3 protein-coding genes are annotated in these 3,060 nt (G+C 29.2%); all 3 read right to left on the reverse strand.

Going from position 1 to position 3,060, the window contains the following annotated elements:
• Positions 1-243 precede the first annotated feature (243 nt).
• Positions 244-1,059 (reverse strand): tandem-type lipoprotein, encoded by an 816-nt coding sequence (locus IDG60_RS09580; RefSeq protein WP_001826866.1) that lies wholly within the window; start codon positions 1,057-1,059, stop codon positions 244-246.
• 113 nt (positions 1,060-1,172) lie between these two features.
• The gene (locus IDG60_RS09585) at positions 1,173-1,967 is read right to left on the reverse strand and encodes a tandem-type lipoprotein (RefSeq protein WP_000972286.1); all 795 of its coding nucleotides are present in this window, start codon (positions 1,965-1,967) and stop codon (positions 1,173-1,175) included.
• 111 nt (positions 1,968-2,078) lie between these two features.
• Entirely contained in the window at positions 2,079-2,837 is a 759-nt protein-coding gene (locus IDG60_RS09590) for a tandem-type lipoprotein (protein WP_000581910.1), read from the reverse strand.
• Between the last annotated feature and the right edge of the window lie 223 nt (positions 2,838-3,060).

Raw genomic sequence — 3,060 nt, forward strand, 5'->3', positions numbered from 1 at the left:
ATTAATAATGGCATGAATGAACGCATGCTGTCTTAGTTTCAGGAATCGGCTAGAATATTAAACTTCCGTTCTTTGAATATTTTTTAATTTCTTACTAATATCATCCAGTTCATTCTTCGCCTTTTTACCCCAATCTCCTTGAGCTACATTATCAAATTCACCTTTAAATTTTTTGAAATGGCTACCTATATTTCACAGCTCACTTTAGATATCGAACTTGTTTCTTCAGAGTTACTTGTTATATTACCAGGATTTATTTGATATTCCGTTTGACTCATAACTTGTATCCTCACTTGGAGTATATTGTACAGAATCTGTAAAATAAATGTTTTCTTCTTTATTTTCTACAAAGGTAAATTCTAGATTTTTTGACCCTACAGATGAGCCTTTTAAATCACCATCACCTTTCAATAATAGTTTCGGAGCTTTGTTGGTTGGAATATTATATCTTTTTCGAAGTTGCTTCACATTATAGTCATCATTACTTAATTGATACTTTGCTGAATAACTTGGCACATTCGGATTATATGAAATGTCACCATCTTTATAATCATTAATATCTTTAAAGTCACCGTATTGTACAAAGAATTTAAAGTTTTCGATTTCTTTTCTTAATTTATCATCAGCTATCGGTTTGGTTGGAATGATTCTATTATGTTCCATTTTCACTGGATATTTTGTATCTTTACTATGTGAATACCCTTTACTATCCTCGGTTATTTCTCTAACAACAAAATTACCTTTCGTTGTTCTAGTATTACGATTTATATAGAGCACCATTCCTCTAGATTCCATATTGCTATTATTTGTCTCAATAATCATTTTAGAGTGAATTATCCAAGTGCCTTTGTCACCTTTTTCAAACTCTTCGTCACGAAAGCCTTCCTTATCATAGAAGTCTTCAAGATTTTTGGTTGGATATAAACTCAATATTTTGTTGAAATTTTCTTTAATTTGTTTATCTTTACTACTTTCTTCTTTTTTCATTCCGCAAGCGCCTATAAAAACAGATAGTATTATCAGGCATAGACACAATTTTAACCTTTTTGAATGAATCATCATTTCTCCACCTTATATTTTTAATACTGACTCAATCTTTAATTTATACATTTAAAGCGAAAAATTTTTTAACACTTTATGAAATTTTCAATCCAAACTTCTATTAACCCTATTTAGTTTGACTCATAACTTGTATCCTCGCTTGGAGTAAATTCAACCGAATCTGTAAAATAGATATTCTCTCTTTTATTTTGTACAAAGGTAAATTCTAAGTCTTTAGAGCCTATGGATGAACCTTTTAAATCGCCATCACCTTTCAACAATAGTTCTGGTGCTTTTTTAGTCGGTATATCATATCTTTTTCTTAATTGTTGGATATTATAATCATCATTACTTAATTGATATTTTGCCGAATAACTTGGTACGTTTGGATTGTATGAAATATCCCCATTTTTATAATCTTTAAAATCTTTAAAGTTGCCATATTGTACAAAAAACTTGAAGTTTTCAATTTCTTTTTTTAACTTCTCGTCTTTTATAGGTTTTGTTGGTATGATTTTATTATGTTCCATCTTGACAGGGTATTTTTTATCTTTATCATGTGTATATCCTTTTTTATCTTTAGTTATCTCACCTACTATAAAATATCCTTTCGTTGTTCTAGTGTTACGATTGATGTAAAGTACCATCTCTCTGGATTTTAAGGCTCCTCCTTTTAATTGGATGTTCATTCCAGAATTAACTATCCAAGTACCTTTATCACCCTTTTTAAATTCTTGATCTCGAAAGCCTTCTTTATCGTAAAAATCATCGAGATTTTTGGTTGGATATAATTTTAATGTTTGATTAAATGTGTCTTTAATTTGGGCGTTTTGACCATTTGCTTTTGTCATAATGACATAACCTACAATCAATATAATGAGTAATACCAAGCATATACCGAGCGTTAATTTCTTTGAATGCATCATCATTTCTCCACCTTATATTTTTAATACTGACTCAATCTTTAATTTACACAACTAAAACGAAAAATCATTTTGAACACTTTATGAAATTTTCATTCCAAACTTCTATTAACCCTATTTAGTAGGTTTGAAATTAATACTATCCGTAAAATAGATGTTTTCTTCTTTATTTTCTACAAAGGTAAACTCTAAATTTTTGTGTCCTATAGATGATCCTTTTAAATCACCATCGCCTTTTATTAATAATTTAGGTGCTTTCTTAGTTGGTATATCATACCTCTTTCTAAGTTGCTTCACATTGTAGTCATTGTTACTCAATTGATATTCCGCCGAATAACTAGGTACATTGGGATTATATGATATGTCACCATCTTTATAATCATTAATATCTTTAAAGTCACCGTATTGTACAAAAAACTTAAAGTTTTCGATTTCTTTTCTTAATTTATCATCAGCTATCGGTTTGGTTGGGATAATTCGATTATGTTCCATTTTCACTGGATATTTTGTATCTTTACTTTGTGCATACCCTTTACTATCTTCCCACAATTCTCTAACAATAAAATTACCTTTCGTTGTTCTAGTATTACGATTTATATAGAGCACCATACTTCTAGATTCCATTTTTTTATCCTTCAGCTCAACTACCATCTCAGAATCAACAATCCAAGTCCCTTTATCTCCTTTTTCAAACTCTTGATCTCGAAATCCTTCTTTATCATAAAAATCATCGAGATTCTTGGTTGGATATAAACTCAATGTTTTGTTGAAATTTTCTTTAATTTGTTTATCTTCTTTCATACCACACGCGCTAATAAAAACAGCTAATAATACTAAATACAGCCAGAGCCTCAACCTTTTTGAATGAATCATCATTTCACACCCCCATTTTTATTTTTGATGCAAAGTTAAGTTCAAATTCCAATATTAATAATACTAGAGGGAATTTTATGATTAAATCCTCTTGGCTTTTAATTGTTAGTTGTATTTTTCACATATCAACATCACAAATTATTTAAAAAGCGCAAATATCTTTATAATTTTTATTGGCCTAACCAACTAATTAATTAAGATAAATTGCGCTTATATTTAAAAT

It is taken from the genome of Staphylococcus sp. EG-SA-2 (assembly GCF_017152085.1).